At 69.7% G+C, this 25,231-nt stretch carries 20 protein-coding genes and 1 pseudogene; 5 read left to right on the forward strand and 16 right to left on the reverse strand.

All coding sequences use genetic code 11. The features are described from left to right. Window positions 1-83: 83 nt before the first annotated feature. The 4 genes and pseudogenes from pilB (at window position 84) to coaE (ending at window position 4,590) form a co-directional block, all read left to right on the forward strand. Window positions 84-1,805: pseudogene (gene pilB / locus O9280_RS00945) on the forward strand (type IV-A pilus assembly ATPase PilB). 120 nt (window positions 1,806-1,925) lie between these two features. Further along, a complete protein-coding gene (locus O9280_RS00950; protein WP_343228718.1) occupies window positions 1,926-3,068 on the forward strand; it encodes a type II secretion system F family protein in 1,143 nt (380 codons plus the stop codon). Window positions 3,069-3,071: 3 nt separating this feature from the next. Continuing rightward, a complete protein-coding gene (locus O9280_RS00955; protein ID WP_298337692.1) occupies window positions 3,072-3,953 on the forward strand; it encodes an A24 family peptidase in 882 nt (293 codons plus the stop codon). A gap of 25 nt (window positions 3,954-3,978) precedes the next feature. Further along, window positions 3,979-4,590 (forward strand): dephospho-CoA kinase, encoded by a 612-nt coding sequence (gene coaE, locus O9280_RS00960; protein ID WP_298337695.1) that lies wholly within the window; start codon window positions 3,979-3,981, stop codon window positions 4,588-4,590. A gap of 38 nt (window positions 4,591-4,628) precedes the next feature. Here coaE and O9280_RS00965 read toward each other — a convergent pair whose 3' ends face one another. The 3 genes from O9280_RS00965 to O9280_RS00975 form a co-directional block, all read right to left on the reverse strand. After that, complete coding sequence (locus O9280_RS00965; RefSeq protein WP_298337698.1) at window positions 4,629-5,600, reverse strand: Nudix family hydrolase; 972 nt, start codon at window positions 5,598-5,600, stop codon at window positions 4,629-4,631. Between the two features lie 28 nt (window positions 5,601-5,628). Next, the gene (secA, locus tag O9280_RS00970) at window positions 5,629-8,376 is read right to left on the reverse strand and encodes a preprotein translocase subunit SecA (RefSeq protein WP_298337700.1); all 2,748 of its coding nucleotides are present in this window, start codon (window positions 8,374-8,376) and stop codon (window positions 5,629-5,631) included. A 138-nt stretch (window positions 8,377-8,514) separates the two neighbouring features. Next, window positions 8,515-9,423, reverse strand: a complete 909-nt coding sequence (locus O9280_RS00975) for a M23 family metallopeptidase (RefSeq protein WP_298337702.1) — start codon at window positions 9,421-9,423, stop codon at window positions 8,515-8,517. Here O9280_RS00975 and O9280_RS00980 point away from each other — a divergent pair. Next, the gene (locus O9280_RS00980) at window positions 9,422-9,949 is read left to right on the forward strand and encodes a DciA family protein (RefSeq protein WP_298337706.1); all 528 of its coding nucleotides are present in this window, start codon (window positions 9,422-9,424) and stop codon (window positions 9,947-9,949) included. The genes O9280_RS00975 and O9280_RS00980 overlap by 2 nt on opposite strands. 116 nt (window positions 9,950-10,065) lie before the next feature. Here the strand turns inward: O9280_RS00980 and lpxC are convergent, their stop codons facing one another. The 13 genes from lpxC to ftsL form a co-directional block, all read right to left on the reverse strand. Beyond that, window positions 10,066-10,977 (reverse strand): UDP-3-O-acyl-N-acetylglucosamine deacetylase, encoded by a 912-nt coding sequence (lpxC, locus tag O9280_RS00985; RefSeq protein ID WP_298337710.1) that lies wholly within the window; start codon window positions 10,975-10,977, stop codon window positions 10,066-10,068. Window positions 10,978-11,188: 211 nt separating this feature from the next. Further along, a complete protein-coding gene (ftsZ, locus tag O9280_RS00990; RefSeq protein WP_298337713.1) occupies window positions 11,189-12,439 on the reverse strand; it encodes a cell division protein FtsZ in 1,251 nt (416 codons plus the stop codon). 62 nt (window positions 12,440-12,501) lie between these two features. Continuing rightward, window positions 12,502-13,737 (reverse strand): cell division protein FtsA, encoded by a 1,236-nt coding sequence (gene ftsA / locus O9280_RS00995; protein WP_297865751.1) that lies wholly within the window; start codon window positions 13,735-13,737, stop codon window positions 12,502-12,504. Further along, entirely contained in the window at window positions 13,734-14,471 is a 738-nt protein-coding gene (locus O9280_RS01000) for a cell division protein FtsQ/DivIB (RefSeq protein ID WP_298337718.1), read from the reverse strand. The genes ftsA and O9280_RS01000 overlap by 4 nt, the downstream gene beginning before the upstream one ends. Continuing rightward, window positions 14,468-15,454, reverse strand: a complete 987-nt coding sequence (locus O9280_RS01005; protein WP_298337721.1) for a D-alanine--D-alanine ligase — start codon at window positions 15,452-15,454, stop codon at window positions 14,468-14,470. Before O9280_RS01005 ends, O9280_RS01000 begins: the two co-directional genes overlap by 4 nt. Further along, window positions 15,451-16,884 (reverse strand): UDP-N-acetylmuramate--L-alanine ligase, encoded by a 1,434-nt coding sequence (gene murC / locus O9280_RS01010; RefSeq protein ID WP_298338353.1) that lies wholly within the window; start codon window positions 16,882-16,884, stop codon window positions 15,451-15,453. Before murC ends, O9280_RS01005 begins: the two co-directional genes overlap by 4 nt. Further along, window positions 16,884-17,951 carry an undecaprenyldiphospho-muramoylpentapeptide beta-N-acetylglucosaminyltransferase gene (murG, locus tag O9280_RS01015; protein WP_298337725.1) on the reverse strand — a complete coding sequence of 356 codons (1,068 nt, stop codon included), beginning with the start codon at window positions 17,949-17,951 and terminating at the stop codon, window positions 16,884-16,886. Before murG ends, murC begins: the two co-directional genes overlap by 1 nt. After that, a complete protein-coding gene (gene ftsW, locus O9280_RS01020) occupies window positions 17,948-19,279 on the reverse strand; it encodes a putative lipid II flippase FtsW (RefSeq protein WP_298337728.1) in 1,332 nt (443 codons plus the stop codon). Before ftsW ends, murG begins: the two co-directional genes overlap by 4 nt. Then, a complete protein-coding gene (mraY, locus tag O9280_RS01025; RefSeq protein ID WP_298337731.1) occupies window positions 19,279-20,355 on the reverse strand; it encodes a phospho-N-acetylmuramoyl-pentapeptide-transferase in 1,077 nt (358 codons plus the stop codon). Before mraY ends, ftsW begins: the two co-directional genes overlap by 1 nt. Then, window positions 20,345-21,715, reverse strand: coding sequence for a UDP-N-acetylmuramoyl-tripeptide--D-alanyl-D-alanine ligase (gene murF / locus O9280_RS01030; RefSeq protein WP_298338355.1), 1,371 nt, complete (start codon window positions 21,713-21,715; stop codon window positions 20,345-20,347). The genes mraY and murF overlap by 11 nt, the downstream gene beginning before the upstream one ends. Next, window positions 21,706-23,187 (reverse strand): UDP-N-acetylmuramoyl-L-alanyl-D-glutamate--2,6-diaminopimelate ligase, encoded by a 1,482-nt coding sequence (locus O9280_RS01035; protein ID WP_298337733.1) that lies wholly within the window; start codon window positions 23,185-23,187, stop codon window positions 21,706-21,708. Before O9280_RS01035 ends, murF begins: the two co-directional genes overlap by 10 nt. Further along, window positions 23,184-24,971 carry a penicillin-binding protein 2 gene (locus O9280_RS01040; protein ID WP_298337736.1) on the reverse strand — a complete coding sequence of 596 codons (1,788 nt, stop codon included), beginning with the start codon at window positions 24,969-24,971 and terminating at the stop codon, window positions 23,184-23,186. The genes O9280_RS01035 and O9280_RS01040 overlap by 4 nt, the downstream gene beginning before the upstream one ends. After that, window positions 24,968-25,231 carry a cell division protein FtsL gene (gene ftsL / locus O9280_RS01045; RefSeq protein WP_298338357.1) on the reverse strand — a complete coding sequence of 88 codons (264 nt, stop codon included), beginning with the start codon at window positions 25,229-25,231 and terminating at the stop codon, window positions 24,968-24,970. Before ftsL ends, O9280_RS01040 begins: the two co-directional genes overlap by 4 nt.

Consider the following 25,231-nt stretch of genomic DNA (forward strand, 5'->3'; position numbering starts at 1 on the left):
GCGCCATCGCAACGGCAGACTGGGGCGGCAAAGCGTGACGGGTTGGGCTAGAGTTCCCGCTGGAGAGGCAACGTATCCTGGACATGAACGCCCAAGTCACCCCCAATTTGGTGGGCATCACGGGCATCGCTCGACGCTTGGTCATGGACGGCGCCCTGAGCGAGGCCGACGCCCGCCGGGCGATGGACGAAGCGCCCAAGGCCAAGCAGCCGGTGGTGCACTGGCTGTTGGAAAAGAAGCTGGTGGGCAGCGCCGCCGTGGCCGCCGCCAACAGCATCGAGTTCGGCATCCCCCTGCTCGAGGTCAACGCCTTCGACCTTGGCCGCGCCGCGGTCAAGGCCGTCAACGAGGAGCTGATCACCAAGCACGGCGTGCTGCCGCTGTACAAGCGCGGCAACCGGCTGTTCCTCGGCATCAGTGATCCGACGAACACCCGCGCCATCGAGGAGATCCAGTTCGCCGCGGGCGCCACCGTCGAGCCGATCCTGATCGACGAGGAGCAGCTGCGTCGTGCGATCGACCGCGCTTTCACCGCGGCCGAGGCTTTCGATGCCGGCGGTGACGACGAGGGCCTCGATGCGCTGGATTCCGAGGCCGGCGACGACGACAAGGCCGAGGCCGGCGGCAACGACGCGAAGGGCGACGACACGCCGGTCGTCTAGTTCGTCAACAAGATGCTGCTGGATGCCATCAAGCGCGGCGCCTCCGACCTTCACTTCGAGCCTTACGAGCACGATTTCCGCGTGCGCTTCCGCATGGATGGCGTCCTTAGGATTGTCTCGAAAGCGCCGGTAAAGCTCGCCCAGCGCATCACCGCCCGACTGAAGGTCATGTCGGGCCTCGACATCGCCGAGAAGCGCCTGCCGCAGGACGGCCGCATCAAGCTCAACATCAGCAAGACGAAGGCGATGGACTTCCGCGTGTCCACCTGCCCCACCTTGTTTGGTGAGAAAACGGTGCTGCGTATCTTGGACGGTAGCGCCGCGAAGATGGGCATCGACAAGCTGGGCTACGAGGATTCACAGAAGCAGCTCTACCTCAGCGCGCTCGACAAGCCCTACGGCATGATCCTCGTCACCGGCCCCACCGGCTCGGGCAAGACCGTGTCGCTCTACACGGGCCTGAACATCCTCAACACCGAGGAGCGCAACATCAGCACCGCCGAGGACCCGGTCGAAATCCGCGTGCCCGGCATCAACCAGGTGCAGATGAACCCCAAGAAGGGCATGAACTTCGCCGCGGCCCTGCGCAGCTTCCTGCGCCAGGACCCGGACGTGGTGATGGTGGGCGAAATCCGCGACCTCGAAACCGCCGAAATCGCCATCAAGGCCGCCCAGACCGGCCACTTGGTGCTGAGCACCCTGCACACCAACGATGCCCCGCAGACCGTGGCCCGCCTGATGAACATGGGCATTGCGCCCTACAACATCACCAGCTCGGTCACGCTCATCATCGCCCAGCGCTTGGCCCGCCGCCTGCACGACTGCAAGAAAAAGGTGCATATTCCGCAGGCGGCCCTGGTGGCCGAGGGCTTCAAGCCCGAGGAATGCGAGGGCGGCTTGGAGGTCTATGAGCCGGTCGGCTGCGACGAGTGCAATGGCGGCTACAAGGGCCGCGTCGGCATCTACCAGGTGATGCCGATGACCGAAGAGATCCAGAAGATCATCCTGGAAGGCGGTAACGCCATGGACATCGGGCTGGTATGCGCCCGCGAGGGGATCGGCGACCTTCGCCGCTCCGCCATCAACAAAGTCAAGGCCGGGCTGATCAGCTTGGCCGAGATGAACCGAGTGACGAAGGACTAAGCCATGTCTGCCACCGCCAAGACCGCGAAGAACGCCGGCAAGCCTGCTCCCCGGGAAAACCCGCTCAGCGAGTTTGTCTGGGTCGCGACCGACAGGCGCGGCAAAACGCTGAAGGGCGAGATGTCGGCGAAGTCCGTCAACTTCGTGCGCGCCGAACTGCGCAAGCAGGGCATGAACCCCGGGACGATCAAGCCGAAGGGCAAGCCGCTTTTCGGAAGCTCCGGGAAGACGATCAGCGGGCAGGAGATCACGTTCTTCAGCCGCCAGATGGCCACGATGATGGCCTCGGGCGTGCCCATGGTGCAGGCCTTGGAAATCCTCTCCAACGGCCAGAAGAATCCGCGATTCGCCAACATGATCAAGGCCTTGCGGGATGATGTTTCCGGCGGCTCGGCCTTCAGTGAGGCCCTGAAGGCGTTCCCCATCCAGTTCAACGACCTGTATCGGAACCTCGTCAAGGCCGGCGAGGGCGCGGGTGTCCTCGACACCGTGCTGGACACGCTGGCGACCTACCTCGAGCGTATCCAGGCGCTGAAGGGCAAGATCAAGAAGGCGCTGTTCTACCCGGCGGGCGTCATGGCAGTCGGCCTGATCGTGAGCCTCATCCTGCTCATCTATGTGATTCCGCAGTTCAAGGAGACCTTCGCCAGCTTCGGCGCCGAGCTCCCCGCCTTCACCCAGCTGTATGTCAGCGCCTCGGAGTTCACGGTCGCGAACTGGTGGTGGATGCTGGGGGCCTCACTTGCCGCGGTCTTCGGCTTGAGTCTTCTCTACAAGGCGTCCCGGGACTTCCAGCGTACGGTCGACAGGCTGGCACTGAAGGTCCCCGTCCTCGGCCAGATCCTGCACATGTCGGCCATCTCCCGCTTCGCACGGACTTTGGCGCTCACCTTCAAGGCTGGCGTGCCTCTCGTCGAGGCGCTGGACACCGTGGCCGGCGCGACGGGCAGCATCATGTACGACGAGGCGGTGGCGAAGGTCCGGGACGACGTCGCCGTGGGTTACTCGCTGAATCTCGCGATGAAGCAGATCGGCATCTTCCCGCCGATGGTGGTGCAGATGGTCGGCATCGGCGAGGAATCCGGCGCGCTGGACTCGATGTTGTTCAAGGTGGCGGAGTTCTATGAGAACGAGGTCAACAACGCGGTCGATGCGATGACGAGCCTGATGGAGCCCTTCATCATCGTGGTGCTCGGCACGCTGGTCGGCGGCATGGTGATCGCGATGTACCTGCCGATCTTCAAGCTGGGCATGGCCGTCTGATCGATGCTTGACTACCTGCTGCAGAACCGGACGGCCGCGATCGCGGCCGTCTTTCTGTTCGGCCTGCTGGTCGGCAGCTTCCTCAACGTGGTCATCCTGCGCGTGCCGCCGCGGATGATGTGGGGCTGGCGCCGCGAGGCCCGCGACGTCCTCGAACTGCCGGAGGTCGACGAACCCAAGCCGCCGGGCATCGTGGTGAAGGGCTCGCATTGCCCGAAGTGCGGGCATGCGCTGCGCTGGTACGAGAACATCCCGGTCGTCAGCTGGCTGGCCCTGCGTGGGCGCTGCTCAGGCTGCAAGACGCCCATCTCGGTCCAGTACCCGATCGTCGAGCTACTCACCGGCCTCGCCTTCGCCGCCTGCGTGTGGCGCTTCGGCACCGGGCTGGAGGCTGGCGCGGCGCTCCTGTTCACCGGCCTGCTGATCGCACTGGCCGGCATCGACTGGCGCACCAAGTTCCTGTTCGACGACCTCACCTACCCGCTGCTCTGGCTGGGCCTCGGCGCCAGCGTGATGACACTCTTCGTGCCGGCGCACAGCGCGATTCTTGGTGCGCTCGTCGGGTATCTGAGCCTGTGGTCGGTCAGCACGGCCTACGCCCTCATCAAGGGCCGGCAGGGCATGGGCAACGGCGACTTCAAGCTCCTGGCCGCTCTCGGTGCCTGGTGCGGCGTGTCGGCCATCCTGCCGATCGTGCTGCTCTCCTCCCTCATCGGCGCCGTCATCGGCGGCATCGGACTGAAGCTGCTGGCCAAGGACAGCGACACGCAGATCCCCTTCGGCCCCTTCCTCGCCATCGCCGGCTGGGTGTGGTTCCTGTTCGGTCCGGAGCTGTCGGCGGTTTACTGGGGCCTGATGCTGCCGCCGGGCGCGACCGCGCCCTGATCCCCGCCGGCTCCCGATTCGCGTGATGGTCACCGCCCGCCCTGTCATCGGCCTCACCGGAGGCGTGGCCTCCGGCAAATCCAGCGTGGCCCGGGCATTCGAGGCCAGGCATGCCGGCGTCGTGGTGGATGCCGACTTGGCCGCGCGCGCGGTGGTCGAACCGGGCACGGAAGGGCTGGCCGCTGTGGTCGCCCATTTTGGCCCCGAGGTGCTGGCCGCCGACGGTCGCTTGGACCGCGCCGCGCTGCGGGCCCGTGTCTTCGGCGACGCCGGCCAGCGCCAGGCGCTGGAGGCGCTCCTGCACCCCCGCATACGCGCCTGGATGCTGGCCCATGCCGAGGCCGCACCGACGCACTACGTCGTCCTCGACATTCCCTTGCTCGCCGAAGGCGGCGGGCGCGCCACATGGCCGATGCTCGACCGCATCGTGGTCGTCGATGTGCCCGTGACGGTGCAGCGGGCGCGCCTGATGGCCCGCGACGGCATCGACGCAGCCCTGGCCGAACGGATGATCGCGGCACAAGCCTCGCGGGCCCAGCGCCTGGCGCTGGCCGACGACGTCATCGTCAACCTCGGCTCCTTGGCTGATCTCGACGCTGCGGTCGGCCGGCTGGACGCCCGCTGGCACCACGGCTGAGCCGCCAGCCCAGCGGCGCGTGACTGACGCCGGCCCGATCAGGCCGGCCAGAAGGCCCGGATGCCCGCCACGCCCTGCGCGCCATGCCGCCGCGCCTCGACGAGGTCGGCCGGGCCCACGCCCCCAAGCGCGTAAACCGGCAAGGCCGTCCCGGCTCGCAGGCGCTCGAACGCCTCCCAACCCAGCCCCAGCTGGCCCGGGTGGGTGTCCGTGGGCTTCACCGGCCCGAGCAGCAGGTCGTCGACACCGAGCGTCTCGGCCAAGGCCAGCTCTTCCGCGTCATGCACGGCGGCACAGACGCGCCCGCCGGCCTCGCGGTGACGGCGGGTCAGCGCGACGGCCTCCGGTGCACGCAATTGGGAGGCGCGCCAGTGCAGGCCCACGCCCAGCTCGGCCGCGAGCGCGGCATCGCCATGCACCCAGAGCCCCGCCCCGGTGGCCCGGCATCGCGCGGCCAGTTCAAAGGCGAGGCGTCGGCGCTGCGCGGGGTCGGCGAGGCGCAGGTGCACGCGGCGCAGGCCGTTGGCCAGCGCGGTATCGGCCACAGCCAGCCATCGGGCTTCGGCTTCGGGTCCGTCGCCCGGCTCGGGCGTGACCAGCACGCGGTCGGGCTCGCGCAGGGCGGCGACGACGGGACGGTCGGCCGGCGGCATCGGGTAGCGGTCAAGCGCGTCCAGCGCCACCCAGGCGAGGGCGTCGTGCTCGTGGGCGACGGGATCGCCCGAGTAGGCGGCGATGCCCCACGTGTCGAGGTGCAATCGGATGTGGGCACCATCGTCCGTCGATGCCACCGGCACGCGGATCAGCGGGGCGCCATCGAGGACGCGAAGGCCCAGCTCCTCGTGCAGTTCACGCCGGAGGGCATCGAGCGCGGACTCGCCGGGCTCGACCTTGCCGCCGGGGAATTCCCACAGGCCGGCGTCCGCCTTGCCGGCGGGGCGCCGGGCCAACAGCACCCGACCCTGCGCGTCCCGCAGGACGCCAGCGACGACGTGCAGCGGCGCGTCCATCACCCGTCAGCCGGGCGACGGGCCGCGCTCAGGCCTGCCCGTGGCAGTGCTTGTACTTGCGCCCCGAGCCGCAGGGGCACGGGTCGTTGCGGCCGATGGCCATGCCGGCGGCACCGGCGCCGGCGCCCGAGGCGGCGGCGATGCGGGCGAGGCGCTGCTGCTCCTCGAGCACGTCGGCCGCTTCCTCGTCGGCACCATAGCTGCCCGTTTCCGGGTGCTGGAACTGCATCGCGCGGGCCTGCGCCTCGGCACGACGGCGGTCCTCGGCCTCCATCGCGGCGACCTCCTCCTCGGTGCGGATGCGCACGCGGGCGAGCAGCGTCACGATGTCGCGCTTCACCTTGTCGAGCATCTCCTCGAAGAGCTCGAACGCCTCGCGCTTGTACTCCTGCTTCGGCTGCTTCTGCGCGTAGCTGCGCAGGTGGATGCCCTGTCGCAGGTAATCCATGCGCGCGAGGTGCTCCTTCCAGTTCTGGTCGAGCATCGAGAGCATCACCTGGCTTTCGAGCTGGCGCATCAGCTCCGGCCCGAGCTGCGATTCCTTGCCGGCGAAGTGGGCGCGGCCGGCCTCGACGACCTTCGCGAGGATGCCCTCGTCGTCAAGTTCGGCGCCGGCGGTGATCGCGCCGCGCACGTCGACCTGGACGCCGAACTCGTCGCGCAGGCTGTTCTCGAGCGCCGGCAGGTCCCACTGCTCGTCGATGGACTGCGCGGGGACGTACTTGCGGGTGTGCGAGGCCAGAACGTCGTCGCGGATGGCGCCGATCGTCTCGTGGATCTCGCCCTGGTCGAGCAACTCGTTGCGCTGCTCGTACACGACCTTTCGCTGGTCGTTGGCGACGTCGTCGAAGTCGAGCAGGTTCTTGCGGATGTCGAAGTTGTGCGCTTCGACCTTGCGCTGCGCGTTCTCGATCTGGCGCGTGACGAGGCCGCTCTCGATGGCTTCGTTCTCCTGCATGCCCATGCGCTGCATGGCCTTCTGCACCCAGTCGCTGGCGAAGATGCGCATCAGGTTGTCTTCGAGCGACAGGTAGAAGCGCGAGGAGCCCGGATCGCCCTGGCGGCCGGAACGGCCGCGGAGCTGGTTGTCGATGCGGCGGCTCTCGTGACGCTCGGTGCCGATGATGTGCAGGCCGCCGGCGGCCTTGACCTCGTCGTGGCGGACCTGCCACTCGGCCTTGATGCGCGCCTTGGCGACCTCGTCGATCTCTCCCGCGGCGTGCAGTTCCGACTCGAGGCTGCCGCCGAGCACGATGTCGGTACCGCGGCCGGCCATGTTGGTGGCGATGGTGACGGCGCCCGGCTTGCCTGCCTGCGCGACGATGTGCGCTTCGCGCTCGTGCTGCTTGGCGTTCAGCACTTCGTGCACGATGCCCGCGGCCCTCAACTGCTCGCTGATGAGCTCCGAGGTCTCGATCGACGTGGTGCCCACCAGCACCGGCTGGCCCTTGGCATTGCGCTCCTTGATGTCTTCGATCACCGCGAGGTACTTGCCGTTGCGGTTGAGGAACACAAGGTCCGGCATGTCCTTGCGGATCATCGGGCGGTGCGTGGGGATCACCGCCACCTCGAGGTTGTAGATCGAGTTGAACTCGAAGGCCTCGGTGTCGGCGGTGCCGGTCATGCCGGCCAGCTTGCCGTACATGCGGAAGTAGTTCTGGAAGGTGATCGAGGCCAGCGTCTGGTTCTCGCGCTGGATCGGCACGTTCTCCTTGGCTTCGATCGCCTGGTGCAGGCCATCCGACCAGCGACGGCCGGACAGCGTGCGGCCGGTGAACTCGTCGACGATGACCACTTCGCCATTGCGGACGATGTAGTCCACGTCGCGCTGGTAGATCGCGTGGGCGCGCAGCGCCTGGTTCATGTGGTGCACGACGGCGATGTTGTGGCCGGCGTACAGGCTGTCCTCGCCCTGCAGGATGCCGGCGGCGCGCAGCAGCGCCTCGGCGTGCTCCATGCCGCCTTCCGACAGGTGCACCTGCTTGCCCTTCTCGTCGACCCAGTAGTCACCGTCGGCGTTCTCGTCGGCCTGGCGGCGCAGCTGCGGCACCAGCTTGTTGACCTTCACGTACAGCTCCGGCGATTCATCGCCGGGGCCGGAGATGATCAGCGGCGTGCGCGCCTCGTCGATGAGGATCGAGTCCACTTCGTCGACGATGGCGAAGTTCAGGCCGCGCTGGTGGCGGTCTTCCTTGCGCAACGCCATGTTGTCGCGCAGGTAGTCGAAGCCGAACTCGTTGTTGGTGCCGTAGGTGATGTCGGCGGCGTAGGCGGCCTTCTTGTCGCCCATCGGCATGCCCGGGTAGACGACGCCCACCGAGAGGCCGAGGAAGTTGTAGAGCTTGCCCATCCACGCGGCGTCGCGGCGCGCGAGGTAGTCGTTGACCGTGACGACGTGCACGCCCTTGCCGGACAGCGCGTTGAGGTAGACCGGCAGCGTCGCCATCAGCGTCTTGCCTTCGCCGGTGCGCATCTCGGCGATCTTGCCGCTGTGCAGCACCATGCCGCCGATCAGCTGCACGTCGTAGTGGCGCATGCCGAGCGAGCGCTTGGCGCCTTCGCGGCAGACGGCGAAGGCTTCGGGCAGCAGCGCGTCGAGCGTCTCGCCATTCGCCACGCGGGCCTTGAGCTCGGCCGTCTTGGCCTGCAGCGCGGCGTCATCGAGGTCCTTGAGCCCGGCTTCGAGCGCGTTGACCTTGGCGACGGATTTCGAGAGCTGGCGGACCAGACGCTCGTTGCGGCTGCCGAAAAGGGCGGTGAGGAGACGATTGAGCATGGACGGGTCTTTGCGGAATGGGGGCGCGCCGGAGGCCGCGCTAAACGGAAACGGCCGCCGGAGGGCAGCCGCGTATTCTAGCTGGTGGCGGGGGAGGCCGATATCAAGCGGGAGCCGGGGGCCCGCCGCGGCGCGGCATCAGCCGCGGATACGCTCCAGGTAGGCCATCGGATTCACCGGGCGGCCGTTGACGTGCACTTCGAAGTGCAGGTGGGCGCCGGTGGAGCGACCGGTCGAACCGACCTTCGCCACTTCCTGGCCCGCGCGGACCACATCACCGACCCGCACGAGGTTGCGCTGGTTGTGGCCGTAAAGCGTCTGGTAGCCGTCGCCATGGTCGACGATGACGGTGTTGCCGTAGCCGGTCTTCCAGCCGGCGAAGCTGACGATTCCGTTGCCTGCCGCCTTCACCGGATCGCCGAAGTTGGCGTCGAAATCGACGCCGAGGTGGTGGTCGCGGCCGCCGGTGAACGGGTCGGCGCGGGTGCCGAAGCCCGAGGAGATGTAGCCAGGCGCCGGGGCGCGGCTCGGGCGCGAGGCCTCGGCCAGTTCCTGGCCTTCGAGCAGGGCGCCGAGCACGTCGAGCTGCTTCTCGGCCTGGGCGAACTGGGATTCCACCGAACCGAGCACCACGGCCACGTCCTGCGGCTGGCCCGGGTTCTCTGGGCCGCCCATCGCCGGGCGCTCACTGAAGTCGAATTCGCCGTCCTTGAGCTGGCCCATGGCCGTGAGGCGGTGGCCGAGGGCATTGAGGCGGTTGGCCTGCGCTTGCAGCTCGCCGAGCTTGGCGGCCATCGCATTGACGTCGCGCTGCGCGGCTTCGCGCGCGTCGTCGACGGCGGCGCGGCTCGCCTGCACCTCGGCACGCAGCGGCTCGAGGGCCGCATCGGTGCCCGCCAACCAGTGGCCGATGCCCGCACCCACCAGCGCGATGGACGCGACGAGGGCCGTGGCGCCACCCGCGAGCACCCAACGGTTCCGCCGGGACTCCAGGCTGAAGGACCAGGGCGCGCGCAGGCTGCGGGAAACGACGATGATGTTGAGCATGCTTCGATCCAAATCTCGCAACACGGCGGAACGGGCTTCCGGTGCCCCCAGCGCCCCCCGGCCTGCTGGCCAGTGGATCGCGGAAGGCGACCTCGCCTCGGTGATCGCCCGCGCCCAGTGGTTGGACGCCGCCGACCAGCGCTTCCGCCGCCATCTGCCGCCGGCGCTGGCCGGGCAGGTGCGCCTGGCGAACGTCGACCGCGGAACCATGGTGGTGGTGGTCCCCTCCCCGGCCTGGAAGGCCCGGCTGCGCATGGACACCGCCCTGTTGCTGGCGGCGGCCGACGCGGCCGGCATCGAAGCCCGGTCGGTGACCCTCAAGGTGGTGCCACCTGACGCGCCGTTGCCGGAACGCCCGGGAGCACCGCTCTCGGCGAAAGCCCGAGCCACGCTCGAAGCTGCCGCCCAATCCGTTGCGGACCCCGATCTCAAGGCCCAGCTCCTGCGCCTGGCCGCGAGCGGCCGGGGCCCCGGCCTCGCGGTCGGGAACCCGGAGTCTACGGACGGGTCGTTAAAAAGCCGCTAACAAACGGTGAAGCGGGCCCCGGAACGACGAAGCCCGCCGGGGTCACCGACGGGCCTCATGGCACTTTGTGACGGGCAGCACGCTTTGCGCACCACCGCCGTCGATGGACGAGGCGATCAGACCGCCGCGGCCGGGCTCGCGTAGGAGATCGGCGACTTCGCCGGATCGCTGAAGGTCACCTCTTCCCAGGCCGCCTTGTCGGCCAGCAGGGTGCGCAGCAGGCGGTTGTTGAGGGCGTGGCCCGACTTGTGGCCGTAGAACGCGCCGATCAGGCTGTGGCCCAGCAGGTACAGGTCGCCGATCGCGTCGAGGATCTTGTGCTTCACGAACTCGTCCTCGTAGCGGAGGCCGTCGTCGTTGAGCACGCGGTAGTCGTCGAGCACGATGGCGTTGTCCATCGAGCCGCCCAGCGCCAGGTTGCGCTCGCGCAGGTACTCGATGTCGCGCATGAAGCCGAAGGTGCGGGCGCGGCTGACTTCCTTGACGAAGGAGGTCGTCGAGAAATCGATCTCGGCGCTCGAGGTCGAGCGACGGAAGGCCGGGTGCTGGAAATCGATGGTGAAGCCGACCTTGAAGCCCTCGAACGGCTCGAAGCGGGCCCACTTGTCGCCGTCCTCGACGAGGATCGGCTTCTTGATGCGGATGAAGCGCTTGGCGGCGTTCTGCTCTTCGATGCCCGCCGACTGCAGCAGGAACACGAAGGGACCGGCCGAGCCGTCCATGATCGGCACTTCGGCCGTGGAGAGGTCGACGTAGGCGTTGTCGATGCCGAGGCCGGCCATGGCCGAGAGCAGATGCTCGATCGTCATGACGCGGACCTGGTCCTTGACCAGCGCGGTGCACAGCGACGTGTCGCCCACGGCCAGCGCCGTCGCCTGGATCTCGACCGGCTGGTCGAAATCAACGCGGCGGAACACGATGCCGGTGTCGACGGCCGCCGGGCGCAGGGTCATGTAGACCTTCTCGCCGCTGTGCAGGCCGACGCCGGTGGCGCGGATGACGTTCTTGAGGGTGCGCTGCTTGAACATATCGTCAGGATCCCCGAGGGGGTTGACACGGTAGGGCGCGCACATTAGCACGCCCCTGCTTTAACGAAACCTCAAAAAACTGAACTTCTCCATGTCAAATCTGCAACAGAGCGGGCAGCCCCCTGCCCGCCTGTTGTCCAGCCGGCGACTGAGACGAGCAGTCCCCGGCCCGGAGCCCTCCGGCTCCGTCTACTGCGGCCGGGACCGGGTTTCAGTCGGCCTGGCGGCGCAGGAAGGCCGGGATGTCCAGGTAGGCCTGGTCGGCCGGCAGGTCGGAGAGGGCCGTCGGGCCGGCCACGTCCGCCGAGCGGCCGCGCAGGCCACCCGCGAAGCTGCCGCTGTCACGGCCGCTCGCGGCCGGGGCCACGGCGTCGGCGTACTCGGCCAGGCCGGTGCTGCCGTTGCGGATCAGCTGCACCTTCGGGCGGGCCACTTCGCGCTCGACGGCGCGGGCCATCTCGCGGTGGGTGTCGCGGTTCGGCAGGCGGCCGGCTTGGACGCCGCGGTTGAGGCCGGTGGCCACCACGGTGACGCGGACGTCGTCCTGCATGTCGGGGTCGAGCACCGTGCCGAGCACGACGGTGGCGTCTTCCGAAGCGAACTCCTCGATGGTGCGGCCGACTTCGTCGAACTCGCGCATGGTGAAGTTCGGGCCGGCGGTGATGTTGACCAGCACGCCGCAGGCGCCGGCGAGGTTGACCTCGTCGAGCAGCGGGTTGCTGATGGCGGCCTCGGCGGCAGCCTGCGCGCGGTCGTCGCCACGGGCGGTGCCGGTGCCCATCATGGCGAGGCCCATTTCGCTCATCACGGTGCGGACGTCGGCGAAGTCGACGTTGATCAGGCCCGGACGGACGATCAGGTCGGCGATGCCCTGCACGGCGCCGAGCAGCACGTCGTTGGCGGCGCGGAAGGCCTGCACCATGGTGGCGTCGCGGCCTAGCACGGTGATCAGCTTCTCGTTCGGGATGGTGATCAGCGAGTCGCAGTGGCTGGCCAGTTCCTCGATGCCCTTCAGCGCCACCTGCATGCGGCGACGGCCTTCGAACGGGAAGGGCTTGGTGATGACGGCAACGGTGAGGATGCCCATCTCCTTGGCGAGCTGAGCCACGACCGGCGCGGCGCCCGTACCGGTGCCACCACCCATGCCGGCGGTGATGAACACCATGTCCGCGCCCTCGAGGGCATTCATGATGCGCTCGCGGTCTTCCAGCGCGGCCTGGCGGCCGACTTCCGGGTTCGCGCCGGCGCCGAGGCCCTTGGTCACGTTGGCGCCGAGCTGCAGGTGCAGCTTCGCGCCGACGTTCTTGATCGCCTGCGAATCGGTGTTGGCGACGACGAATTCCACGCCGTCCACGTTGGCATTGACCATGTGCGCCACGGCGTTGCCGCCGCCGCCGCCCACGCCGATGACCTTGATCACTGCGTTCGGAGCCAACTTCTCGATGAGTTCAAACTGCGCCATGGTCTCGTCCTCTCGTCTCGGGGTGTTTCTTCTTCGGTGGGAAAACGTCGGGGGGCCGACGGTCAAAACGCGCCCCGGAACCAGTTCCGGAAACGCGTGAAAGCGACGCCGGCCTTGCCGGCGTTGAGGCTGGGGCGGGGGCCCGCTTCGAGCGAACGCCCCCAGAGCAGCAGGCCCACGCCGGTGGCGTGGACCGGGTTGTTGATGACTTCGCCGAGGCCGGTGACGTGCTGGGGGATGCCGACGCGCACGGGCATGTGCAGCATCTCCTCGGCCAGCTCGACCACGCCCTCCATGCGGGCGCTGCCGCCGGTGAGCACCATGCCGGCGCGCACCAGCTCCTCGTAGCCGGCGCGGCGGAGTTCCGCCTGCACCATCTCGAAGATCTCCTCGTAGCGGTTCTGCACGGCCTCGGCGAGCGCCTGGCGGGCGAGGCGACGCGGGGCGCGGTCGCCGACGCTCGGCACCTGGATGGTCTCCTCGCGGCCGGCGAGCTGGGCCAGCGCGCAGGCGTAGCGGACCTTGATCTGCTCGGCTTCGGGCGTCGGGGTGCGCAGCAGGTGGGCGATGTCGTTGGTGATCTGGTCGCCGGCGATCGGCAGGCAGGCCGAATGGCGGATGGCGCCCTGCACGAACACATTGATGTCGGTGGTGCCGGCGCCGATGTCCACCAGCACCACACCGAGCTCTTTCTCGTCGGCGGTGAGCACGGCGGTGCTGGAGGCCAGCGAGGACAGGATGAGGTCGTCGACCGAGAGGCCGCAGCGCTGGATGCACTTGCTGATGTTGGCGGCCGCGGCGGTGGCGCCGGTGATCAGGTGCGCACGCACTTCAAGGCGGACGCCCGACATGCCCACCGGGTTGCGGATGCCTTCCTGCGAACCGTCGACGATGTATTCCTGCGGGATGGCGTGGAGGATGCGCTGGTCCGCCGGCACGGCGACGGCGCGGGCCGCTTCCAGCACGCGATCGAGGTCGGCGTAGCTGACCTCGCCCGAGGCGATCGGCACCACGCCGTTGGAATTGCGGCACTGGATGTGGCTGCCGGCGATCGAGGCGTAGACCGAGCGGATCTCGCAGCCGGCCATCACGTCGGCTTCCTCGATGGCGCGCTGGATCGACTGCACCGTGGATTCGATGTCCACGACGACGCCGCGGCGCATGCCGCGCGATTCGTGCGAGCCGATGCCGATCACTTCGATCGGCTGGTCCGGGGCGTATTCACCAACCAACGCCGTCACCTTGGAGGTGCCGATGTCGAGGCCGACGATGAGGGACTTGTCGCTCTTGCGGTTCATGCGTTGCTCGATGCAGAAGGCGCGGTGGGGGCCGCGGCGGGTTCACCCCAGGTCAGGGCGAAGCCATTGGTGTAGCGGAGGTCGGCGCGCTCCAGCACGCGGCCGGCGGGATCGCGGCCCAGCGTCGGCAGCAGGCGGGCGAAGCGCGAGAGGCGCGGCAGGGCGTCGTTGCGTCCGAGTTCGACCTCCAGGCCGTCCACGGTGGTGAGCGACCAGCCGCCGCGCGCGGACAGCCGCAGTTCGCGGATGTCGCTGCCCACGCGCACCAGCACGGGCCGCGCCTCGCGGTGGAAGGCGATGACCTCGGCGACGCGACCGTCGGCGGCGTCGAAGCGCGGCAGCGGCGTGGCGAGGCCGGGCGGAAGGACGAACAGTCGGCCGTCGTCGGACAGCAGGCGATCCTCGCCCCAATGCGCGTAGGGGCGAAGCTCGGTGAGCCGCACTTCGAGGCGGTCCGGCCAGCGCTTGCGGACATCGACGGCATCGACCCACGGGAGCGCGGCGACCGACTGGCGGATGGCCACCGGATCGACGGCGAAGAAGCCGCCCTGCGCCATCGGCGCGATGGTCGAGCGCAGCGTGGCCTCGTCGACCAGCTTCAGCGGGGCCTGCAGGGCGAGCGTGCGGATCGGCCAACGCTCGGCGCCGATCCAACCGTTCACGACGGCCACCACTGGCATCGCCAGCAGCAGCAGCGCGAAGGTCCAGCCCAGCAGTCGCCAAACGCGGGTCATGCGCGGCCGGCCTCCAGGGTCTGGGCGAGGATGGCGAGGCAGAGGTCCTCGAAGCCGATGCCGACTTCGCGCGCGGCCTTCGGCACCAGCGAATGGCTGGTCATGCCCGGCGCAGTGTTCACTTCCATCAGCAGGAAGCGGCCATCGGCATGGCGCATCACGTCGACGCGGCCCCAACCCGTGCAGCCTGCGGCGCGGAAGCCGGCGAGGGCCAGCGTACGGATTGCCGCCTCGTCGTCGCCTTCGAGGCCGGGGCAGTGGTACTGCGTGTCGTCGCTGATGTACTTGGCGTGGTAGTCGTACCACTCGCCCGGCGGGACGATCCGCACCGACGGCAGCGCGACGCCACCGAGGATGCCCACGGTGAACTCGCCGCCGGTGATCATCTGCTCGGCCAGCAGCTCGCCGGGATAGGTGGCGGCGAAGGCAATGGCCGGGGCGAGGTCGGACTCGCTGGCGATGCGGAAGACGCCGACGCTCGAGCCTTCCGTCGAGGGCTTCACGAACACCGGCAGGCCCAGCGAACGCACCGCGGCGGCGAGGTCGGCGCCCGGCGCGATGCGGACGAAGCCCGCGGTGGGAAGGCCTTCGGCCATCCACACCTGCTTGGTGCGGATCTTGTCCATGGTGAGCGCGCTGCCCAGCACGCCGGGACCGGTGTACGGCAGGCCGAGGGCGTCGAGGGCGCCCTGAAGCACGCCGTTCTCGCCGGCGCCGCCGTGGAGGATGTTGAACACGCGATCGAAGCGCTCGCCGCGGCCGAGGGCGGCCAGCAACGCGCCAAGACCGTCGACGCCATGGGCATCGACACCGCGCGCCTGCAGGGCGGCCAGCACGTTGGCGCCGGAGTTCAGCGAGACCTCGCGCTCCGCGGACTCGCCGCCCATCAGCACCGCGACGCGACCGAACGCCTGCGGGGCGAGCGCAGCAACGCTCGCCTTCAGGGCGTCGACGGCGGCGCGGCTGGCGTCGTCGAGGCTCATGCGCTCCGCTCCGGCAAGCCGCGGTCGGCCAGCTGCTGGGCCACGGCGCCGATGTCGCCGGCGCCGAGCAGGATCACCAGGTCGTTCGGCTGCAGCACGTCGCCGAGCATCGCCGGCAGTTCCTTCGCGGTGCCCGCGAGCACCGGGTCGACGCGGCCGCGGGTGCGGATGGCGCGGGCCAGCGACTTGGCGTCGGCGTTGGCGATCGGCGCTTCACCGGCTGGATAGACGTCGCAGAGCACGAGGCCGTCGACGTCACTGAGCACCTTGGCGAAATCGTCGAACAGATCGCGCGTGCGGCTGTAACGGTGCGGCTGGAAGCAGGCCACGAGGCGGCGATTCGGCCAGCCGCCGCGCGCGGCAGCGAACACCGCCGCAAGCTCGGCCGGATGGTGGCCGTAATCATCGACAAGCAGCGCACTGCCGCCGTTCGGCAGGGCCATCTCGCCCTTGAGATTGAAGCGACGGCCCACGCCTTCGAACGCGGAGAGCGCACGGGCGATGGCTTCGGCGGGAACGCCGAGCTGCCAGCCGATGGCGGCGGCGGCCAGCGCGTTCTGCACGTTGTGGCGGCCCGGCAGGTTCAGCGCCATCGGCACCGGCGCCTCGCCCGGGAGGTGCAGCAGGAAGTGCATCTGCTGGCCCTGCTGCGAGACCTCGCTGGCGCGCACGTCGGCGCTCTGGGCGAAGCCGTAGCGCAGCACGTGGCGCGGGGTGCGGGTGGCGAGCATCGCCACTTCGGGATCATCGATGCACAGCACGGCGAGCCCGTAGAACGGCAGGCGGTGCAGGAATTCATCGAAGGCCTGCTTCACGCGCTCGAAATCGCCACCGTAGTTCTCGAGGTGGTCGGCATCGATGTTGGTGACGACGGCCACCAGCGGATTCAGGCGCAGGAAGCTGCCGTCGCTCTCGTCGGCCTCGGCCACCAGCCATTCGCTGCCACCGAGGCGCGCGTTGGCGCCGGCGGAGAGCAGCTTGCCGCCGATGACGAAGGTCGGGTCGAGCCCACCCTCGCTGAGCACGCTGGCCACCAGCGAGGTGGTCGTGGTCTTGCCGTGCGTGCCGGCGATCGCGATGCCGCGCTTGAAGCGCATCAGCTCGGCCAGCATCTCGGCGCGCGGCACCACCGGGATGCGGCGGGCGCGGGCTTCGATCAGCTCCGGGTTGTCGGCCTTGATGGCGCTCGATACGACGAGCGCGTCGACGTCGCCGACATGCTCGGCGCGGTGGCCACGGTGGATGGCGGCGCCGAGCTTCGCCAGACGCTGCGTGGTGGCGTTGTCGGCGGCATCGGAGCCGGAGACGGCGTAGCCGAGCGTGAGCATCACTTCGGCGATGCCGCTCATGCCCACGCCGCCGATACCGACGAAGTGCACGCGATTGAACACGCGCGAAAGGTCACCGGGGTGTTTCAGGCGTCCGCGCATCATGCGTGGGCTTCCTCGTAGGCGATGTCGGCGACGCGCTCGGCCGCGCCCGGCAAGGCCAGATCGCGCGCGGCGCGGGCCATGTCGAGCAGGCGGCGACGGTCGCCAAGCAGGGGTTTCAGGAGGTCGGCGAGGTCCGCCGCCAGCGTGTCGGTCTGGCGCAACCACCGTGCCGCGCCGCCTTCGGCGAGGTACTCGGCGTTGCGCGCCTGGTGGTCGTCGACGGCACCGGGGAACGGCACCAGCACGCTGGCGACGCCAGCGGCGCAGAGTTCGGCCAGCGTCGAGGCGCCCGCGCGGCTGATCACGAGATCCGCCCAGCCGTAGGCATCGGCCATGTCGGTGATGAAGGGCTCGATGCGCGCCTGCAGCTTCGACACGGCGTAGGCCGCGCGCGCTTCGTCGACCAGCTTCTCGCCGCACTGGTGGCGGATCTCGAGGTTCATCCAGCCCGCCAAGGCCTTCGGCACCGCGAGGTTCAAGCCACGCGCGCCCTGGCTGCCGCCGAGGACGAGGATGCGGATGGGACCACTGCGGCCCTGCAGGCGGCGCACCGGATCGGGCAGCGCGGCGATCGCCTCGCGCACCGGGTTGCCAACAGCTTCGGCCGGGGGCGGGAAAGCGCCCGGGAAGCCCGTGAGCACCTTGCGGGCGAAACGCGCGAGAACGCGATTGGTGAGGCCCGGCGCTCGGTTCTGTTCGTGCACGATCAAGGGCAGGCCGAGCGTGCGCGCTGCCAAGCCGCCGGGGCCGCTGGCGAAACCGCCGAAGGCCAGCACCGCCTGCGGCTGTTGGGCTTTCAGCAGTGCCCGCGCCTGCAGCACCGCGCGCGTCACGTTGAGCGGCGCGGCGAGCGCGGCGAGCGGGCCCTTGCCGCGCAGCGCGCCAATCCGGATGGCATCGATCGCGAAACCGCCCTGCGGCACGAGGCGCTCCTCCATGCCGCCGGCCGAACCCATCCAGCGCACGTCGGCGCCGCGCTCGCGCAGCACTCGCGCGACAGCGAGCGCCGGGAAGATGTGGCCGCCGGTGCCGCCAGCCATGACCGTGAAGCGCGGTGCGCTCATCGCGGCCCCCCGATCACGGGCTCGATGCGCGTGGTGCCGCGAGCGGCAGCCATTGGCGCGGGCTTCGCACTCGCCGCCACGGCCTGCGCCGCGACGAGAGCGGCCGGCAGGACGGTGTCGCCAGGCTCGTCGATGCCGCGCAACTCGCCACGCGCACGCTGCACCTGGCGCTCGGAGCGGTCGAGCTCGTAGCTGACGCGCAGCAGCACGCCGAGCATCGCGCAGGTCATCATCACGCTCGAGCCGCCGGAGCTGATCAGCGGCAGCGTCAGGCCCTTGGTCGGCAGCAGGCCGAGGTTCACGCCGATCGACACGGTCGCCTGGATGCCGATCGACAAGCCGATGCCAAAGGCGACGAGGCCAGCGAACTGGCGTCGCAGCGCCATGCAGCGAAGGCCCACCGAGAACGCGCGCCACAGCAGAACGGCGTAAAGCGCCAGCACCGCGCAGACGCCGAGGAAGCCGAGCTCTTCGGCCAGCACCGAGAAGATGAAGTCGGTATGCACCTCGGGGAAGGCTTGCAGCTTCTGCACCGACGCGCCGAGGCCGACGCCATCGAAGCCGCCACGACCGATGGCGATCAACGCTTGCACCAGTTGGTAGCCGCCACCGAACGGATCCTCGAACGGCTCGCGGAAGCTGGTGATGCGCGCCAGGCGGTAGGGTTCGAGCACGGCGATGCCGACGAACAGCACGACCACCGGAGCGCCCAGCAGCATCAGCTTCCCGATCGGGGCGCCGCCGAGGAAGATCATGCCGCCGACGATGGCGAGGAGCAGTGCCGAAGAGCCGAAGTCCGGCTGCGCCAGCAGCAGCAGCACCAGCAGGCCGACGATGCCGAGCGGCTTGATCAGGCTGGGCCAGTGCGCGGCGATCTCGTCCTTGCGTCGCGCGAGGTAGCTGGCCGTCCAGATGATCAGGAGCAGCTTCACCGCCTCGACGGCCTGGAAATTCAACACGACGAAATTCAGCCAGCGGCGCGCGCCGTTCACGCGCACGCCGAAGCCAGGGATGAACACCAGCAGCAGCGCGGCGAAACAGGCCAGCAAGGCCAGGCCCTGGTAGCGCTCGACCGTCTTCAGCTCGAGGTTCATCGCCACCCAAGCCAGCGTTCCGCCGAGGGCCAGGGCGAACAGATGGCGCTGCACGAAGTAGAACTCGCCGACCCCCATGACGTCGGCGAGGCCGAGCGAGGCCGAAGTCACCATGACGATGCCGACCACCACCAGCGACAGGATGGCGCCGAGCAGCCAGCGGTCGTAACGGCCCTCGATGGCGTCGAGGCGCGTGGCCTGGGCCGGGACGTCGATGGGCTTGGCCAGCGTCATCAGCGCACCTTCAACGTCGCCAGCGCGACGAGGGCGAGCATCACGGAGATGATCCAGAAGCGCACGATCACGCGCGGTTCCGGCCAGCCCTTGAGCTCGAAGTGGTGGTGGATCGGCGCCATGCGGAAGATGCGCCGCCCGGTGAGCTTGAACGAGGCGACCTGCGCCATCACCGAAAGCGTCTCGATGACGAAGATGCCGCCGACGATCACCAGGACGATTTCCTGCCGGACGATGATGGCGATGCAGCCCAGCGTGGCACCGAGGGCGAGCGCACCGACGTCGCCCATGAACACCATGGCGGGATAGGTGTTGAACCACAGGAAGCCGAGGCCCGCGCCGCCGATGGCCGCGCACAGGATGGCCAGCTCGCCGGCGCCGGGGATGCGCGGCATGCCGAGGTACTCGGCGAACACCGCATTGCCCGAGGCGTAGGCGAACACGGCGAGCACGCCGGCCGTCAGCACGACCGGCATGATCGCCAGGCCGTCGAGGCCGTCGGTGAGGTTCACCGCGTTCGAGAAGCCGACGATCCAGAAATAGGCGACGACGATGAACATCGCGCCCAGCGGCAGCGCGAAGTTCTTCAGCAGCGGCAGGTAGAGCGTGGTGTTCGAGGGATGGTCGGCCGTCGCGTAGAGCACGACGGCGGCGATCAGTCCGAACACCGACTGCAGCGCGTACTTGTGGCGCGACTTCAGGCCGTTCGGGTCGCGGCGGACGATCTTGATCCAGTCATCGAGCCAGCCGATCAGCGCGAACGACAGCATCACGGCCAGCGCGATCCAGACGTAGCGGTTCGACAGGTCGGACCACAGCAGCGTGGACAGGGTCACGGCCAGCAGGATGAGTGCGCCACCCATCGTCGGCGTGCCCGCCTTGCTGAAGTGGCTCTGCGGGCCATCGGTGCGGATGGGCTGGCCGCCGCTCTTCAGGGCGCGCAGGCGCTCGATGACGAACGGCCCCATCCACAGCGACAGGGCCAGCGCGGTGCCGGCGCCAACGATCGCGCGCATGGTGATGAATTCGAACAGGCCGAACCCGGGGAACAGCCAACGGAGCAACTCAAGCAGCATCGGCGCCCTCCCTGGCCAGGACCCCGGCCACCACCACGTCCATCGCGCTACCGCGCGAACCCTTCACCAGGCAGCGCACGCCGGCCGCGCCAGCCAAGGCCTCGCGGAGCGCCTGCACCAGCGAATCGCGCGAATCGAAATGCCGACCGCCGTCGCCGAAGGCGCGGCTGGTCTCGGCGGCGAGCGCGCCGATCGTCCACACGCGCTTCAGGCCCGCGGCGCGGGCCTGTCGACCGGCTTCGGCATGCAGCGCGGGACCCTCGGGCCCCAGCTCGCGCATGTCGCCCAGCACCAGCCAGGCCTCGCCGGCGCCGGCCAACGTGGCGATGGCCGCGGCGAGCGAGCCCGGGTTCGCGTTGTAGCTGTCATCGACGAGCACGTTGCCGTTCGCCAGCGCGTGCGCGACCTGGCGGCCCTTCACCGGCTCGGCACCCTGAAGCCCGGCGACGATCGCGTCGAAGCCGGCCCCGGCGGCCAGCGCCATGGCCGTCGCGGCGAGCGCATTCGCCACCGCGTGGCGGCCCGGCAGGGGCAGTTGGATGTCCGCCCGGCCCGCCGGCGTGGCGAGGACGAAACGGCTGCCCGTGGATTCGAGGCGGACATCGCGAGCGCGCACGTCGGCGTCGTTCTCCATGCCGTAACGCAGCACGCGGCGGCGGCCGATGCGCTGCATGAAGTAGGGCGCGAAGGCGTCGTCGGCGTTGACCACGGCGATGCCGTCGTCCGGCAGGGCTTCGTAGATCGCGCCTTTGGTCTCGGCGATGCCGTGCAGGCTGCCGAGGCGCTCGATGTGCGCGGCGGCGATGTTGTTCACCAGCGCCACGTTCGGCGCCGCGATGCTGCACAGGTAGGCGATATCGCCCGGCTTGCCCGCACCCATTTCATAGACCGCGAACTGCGCGTCTTCCGGTGCACCGATCACGGCGAGCGGCAGGCCGATCTCGTTGTTGAGGTTGCCCGGGTTCACGTGGGCGCGGCCGGCGCGGGCGAGGATGCCGTGCAGCAGCGTCTTCACCGAGGTCTTGCCATTGCTGCCCGTGAGCGCCAGCACGACGGCCGGGCGGCCCTGCTGCAGGCCGGCGGCGAGTTCACCCAGCGCCTCTTCGGTATCGGCGACGTGCACCTGCGGCAGCGCCGTCTCGACCGGGCGGCTCACCATCACGGCAGCGGCGCCTGCGGCTTCGGCCTGGGCGACGAAATCATGCGCATCGAAGCGCTCGCCGCGCAGCGCGACGAACAGCGCGCCCGGCGCGATGGCGCGGGTGTCGGTCGAGATGGCCGCGACGGTCGTGTCGGCGCCGATGAGCCGGCCCTCGGTCCAGCGGGCGACGTCGGAGAGCGCGATCGGCCTCATGCGCAGGCCTCCAGCGCGGCACGGGCTTCGGCCACGTCGTCGAAGGCGTGCTTCACGCCGGCGATCTCCTGGTAGGGCTCGTGGCCCTTGCCGGCCAGCAGTACCACGTCGCCCGGGCGCGCCGTGGTGACCGCGGCGCGGATCGCGGCGCGGCGGTCGCGCACCACGGCGTGGCGGGCCGGTTCACGGAAGCCGGCGAGGATGTCGGCGACGATGGCATCGCCATCCTCGCCCCGCGGGTTGTCGTCGGTGACGGTCACGCGGTCGGCGTGGGCCTCCGCGATGGCGGCCATCTGCGGGCGCTTGCCGCGGTCGCGTTCGCCACCGCAGCCGAACACACAGGCCAGCGCGCCGTGCACGTGGCCGCGAAGCGACACGAGGGCCTGCTGCAGCGCATCCGGCGTGTGCGCGTAATCGACCACCACCAACGGCTTCGCGCCACCGCCGAGACGGGTCATGCGCCCGTGCACGGGTTCGAGCGTCGGCAGCACCGTCGCGACCGCTTCGAAGGTGACGCCGAGGGCGCGCAGCGCACCGGCGACGGCGAGGAGATTGTCGGCGTTGAAGCGCCCGAGCAGCGGCGAGGCGATCGTGGCGCGGGCGATGCCCTCGACGAGGTCGAAACGCAAGCCGTCGGCGGTCAGGGCGAGGCGCTCGGCGCGCAGGCGCGCGTCGGCATCGCCGCTCGCCGAGACCGACCAGCGGATCGTCTCGGGCACGAATGCGGCCAGCGAGCGGCCAAAGGCGTCGTCGATGTTGACCACTGCACCTTCAAGCGTCGGCCACGCGAACAGCTTGGCCTTGGCCGCGCCGTAGGCGTCCATCGTGCCGTGGTAGTCGAGGTGGTCGCGGGTGAGGTTCGAGAAAACCGCCACCTCGAAGCGCACGCCATCGACGCGCCCCTGGTCCAGCGCGTGCGAACTCACTTCCAGGGCCACGGCGCGCGCACCGTCGTCGCGGAGCTGGGCCAGCAGGCCATGGACGCTGAGCACGTCGGGCGTGGTGCGCTCGCCTTCGACGATGCGGCCAACGCGCCCGGCACCCAGCGTGCCGATGGTGCCAGCGGGCGTGCCGAGGCGTTCCAAGGCCTGCGCGATCAGCTGCACGGTCGACGTCTTGCCGTTCGTGCCGGTCACGCCGACCACGCGAAGTTCGGCCGAAGGCGAACCGGCGACGCGGTCGGCCAGCCCGCCCAGCGCAGCGCGGAGGCCGGGAACCGCAATGGCGCGGGCCGCGACGGCGTCATCCAGCACCACGTCGGCCGGCGCCTCACCGTCGTGGAGGATCGCGACGGCACCCTTCGCCAGCACGTCGGCCGCATGGCGCAATCCGTGCGTGCTCGCACCGGAGAGGGCGACGAAAACATCACCTTCGACGACACGACGGCTGTCCGCGACCAGCCTCGGCACGACCACGTCCAGGGCGGCCGGGACGTCGACGAGCCCGGCCAGCAGGTCGGCGAGGCGAAGCGCGCTCACGGCTGCACCCCCGCGGCCGGTTCGGCGGTGGCCGGTGCGTCGAGCGGCACGAGACCGTCGGTGCCGATTTCCGTGGCGGCGGCTTCAGGGGCGGTCGCGAACCAGCCGCGCACGTTGTCCGGCGGCACGTCCATCAGTCGCAGCGCGCCATCCATCACGCTGTGGAACACCGGGGCCGCCACGGCACCGCCGTAGTAGGCGCCAGCGCTCGGGTCGTGGATGGCGACCACCATGGCGAAGCGCGGCTGCCGCACCGGCACGATGCCGGCGAACATCGACACGTAGCGCTTCTCGTAACCACCGGCCACCGAGCGGCGCGTGGTGCCGGACTTGCCGGCCACGCGGTAGCCGGCGACAGCGGCGGTCGTCGCGGTGCCGCCGGGCGCCACCACGGTTTCGAGCATTCCGACGACGCTGCGCGCGATCTGCGGGTCGATCACCTGCCGGCCGTTGCCCTGCGCGACGTTGCCGCCACGCACGAAGGTTGGCGCCAGCAGGCGGCCGCCGTTGCCGAGCGCGGCATAGCCCTGCGCCACCTGGAGCGGCGTCACCGAGATGCCGTAACCGTAGGAAATGGTGGCCTTCTCCACCTCGCCCCAGCCGGAGGGCGCCTCCAGCCGGCCGCCTGCCTCGCCGGGGAAGCCGCTGTTGGTCGTCTGGGCGAAACCGAAGCGGTTGAGCACGTCGTAGAAGTGCTCGTTGCTCATCTCCAGCGCCAGCTTGGTGGAGGCGATGTTCGAACTCTTCTGCAGGAGCCGGGCCATGTCGACCATGCCGAAATTGCGCACGTCGCGAATGGTGTGGTTGTGCAGCGGGAAGAGGCCGGGATTGGTGTCGATCTGGCGCGTCGGATCGGCGCCGTTCTCCATCGCCGCGGCGACGGTGAAGGCCTTGATGACCGAACCGGGCTCGACGAGGTCGGTCACCGCACGGTTGCGGCGCGCCGATTCCTGCCCCGGCGCGCGCGCGTTCGGGTTGTAGCTCGGCTGGTTGACCATGGCGATCACCTCGCCGGTCGGGATGTCGAGCACCACCACCGAGCCGCTCTGCGCGCCGTGCAAGGCAAGCGCGGCCTTCAGTTCGCGGTAGGCGAGGTACTGCACGCGGCGGTCGATCGACAGCACGAGGTCGCGGCCCGGCTCGGCGGGGCGCAGCAGATCGACGTCGTCGATGACCTGCCCCTGCCGGTTGCGGATCACCCGCTTGCTGCCCGGCCTGCCGGTGAGCCACGGGTCGAAGGCGAGCTCGAGGCCTTCCTGCCCGCGGTCGTCGATATTGGTGGTGCCCAGCACGTGCGCCAGCACTTCGCCATGCGGGTAGAAGCGGCGGAACTCGCGCTGCTCGTGCACGCCGGGAATCCCCAGCGCCACGACGGCCGCTGCGGCATCCGGATTCATGTGACGGCGCAGGTAGACGAATTCGCGGTCGGCGCGCTCGCCGAGGCGACGGGCCAGCTCGCGGCGCGGCAGGCCAAGCGCCTTCGCGAGGTCGCCCAGCCGTTCCGTGTGTTGCAGCGTCTCCTTCGGGTTCGCCCACACCGAGGCGACGGGCGACGACGCAGCCAGCGTTTCGCCGCTGCGGTCGAGGATGCTGCCGCGCGAGGCCATGATCGGCACGTCGCGCACGAAGCGGGCATCGCCCTGCTGCTGGTAGAACTCCGGGCTCAGCAGCTGCAGCCAAGCGGCGCGGGCCGCGATGGCGAAGCCGCAGGCGCCCAGCACCGCGGCAAGGAACAGCAGGCGCCCGCGCGGGTCGAAGGTGTTGGGCTTCACGCGCGGGCTCATGGCAGCACCACCACCACGTCCGCGCCTTCCGGGAACTTCATGCCGAGCTTGGACGTCGCGATCTGCTCGACGCGGTTCGTCTCGGACCAGGTGGCCTGCTCGATCTGCAGCCGGCCGAACTCGATGTTCAGCTCATCGCGCTCGTTCTCGGCCTTCGACAGCGCGATGAAGGCCTCGCGGTGCTGGTGGCGCGTGAGCACGACGGCGATCGCGCTGGTGGCGACCAAGCCGAGCAGCAGGAGCAGCACGAACGCGCGCAG

Source organism: Silanimonas sp. (assembly GCF_027531545.1).
Taxonomy (GTDB): Bacteria; Pseudomonadota; Gammaproteobacteria; order Xanthomonadales; family Xanthomonadaceae; genus Silanimonas.